General features: G+C 40.3%; 2 protein-coding genes. Both read left to right on the forward strand.

Annotated features, from left to right (window positions below; genetic code table 11):
• Nucleotides 1-133 precede the first annotated feature (133 nt).
• Complete coding sequence (locus tag BWI92_RS26300; protein WP_095168602.1) at nt 134-448, forward strand: hypothetical protein; 315 nt, start codon at nt 134-136, stop codon at nt 446-448.
• A gap of 13 nt (nt 449-461) precedes the next feature.
• The gene (locus tag BWI92_RS27555; RefSeq protein ID WP_176464553.1) at nt 462-620 is read left to right on the forward strand and encodes a hypothetical protein; all 159 of its coding nucleotides are present in this window, start codon (nt 462-464) and stop codon (nt 618-620) included.
• Nucleotides 621-662 lie beyond the last annotated feature (42 nt).

Raw genomic sequence — 662 nt, forward strand, 5'->3', positions numbered from 1 at the left:
TCAAAAACTCGTTTGATGACTCTTGATCTAACAACACGTATCGATGCTGCTGGTGATTTCGGGGGATTAGCTAAGGTTTCGAAAAAAGCTATTACCATGGGTATCAACAAATTATGGAGGCTAAACGCGTAATTTGTTAGCATGGGGTGAACACAAAGCCGAAAACGTAGCGCGTGCGGTAACGCCATTTCTAGGGCCTGTGCTGGAAAACTACCTCAAAACGGTTGAAGGACCTTATTCGCCAGATACCTTAATCCAGATTTCGGATAGATTACTCGATCGTACGCCTCCAAAGTCTGACCAACGAAAGTATGTGTTTAGTAAAATCGCACAAAAATTTCTTTCGACAGATTATTTAGGAAAAGAGGTTGTGTATACCCACGTAGCGGAGAAATACATGATCAAAAATGGCTCTTTGGGACTCTGCTACGGTGGTTCGCAATTTTGAGTATGTGTATCGTATGAAAAAGGTTCTGATAGGTAATACCCTCAAAGATTTACCTATGAGCGATACTCTCGGTAAACCTGTAAGTCTTTATCAAACAAAATCGAAATATATCTTGGTCATGATTTATGACCCGAATTGCCATCATTGCCAAGAAACAACCAAAAGTTGGTAGAAGATTATCCCAAACTACAAGCAAAAGGCGTGAAGGTTTTTA

The sequence above is a fragment of the Flectobacillus sp. BAB-3569 genome (genome assembly GCF_002270355.1).
GTDB lineage: Bacteria > Bacteroidota > Bacteroidia > Cytophagales > Spirosomataceae > Flectobacillus > Flectobacillus roseus.

Coding starts and splice junctions, on each gene's coding strand:
- BWI92_RS27555 (WP_176464553.1), top strand. CDS start 462: ATGAAAAAGGTTCTGATAGGTAATACCCTCAAAGATTTACCTATGAGC.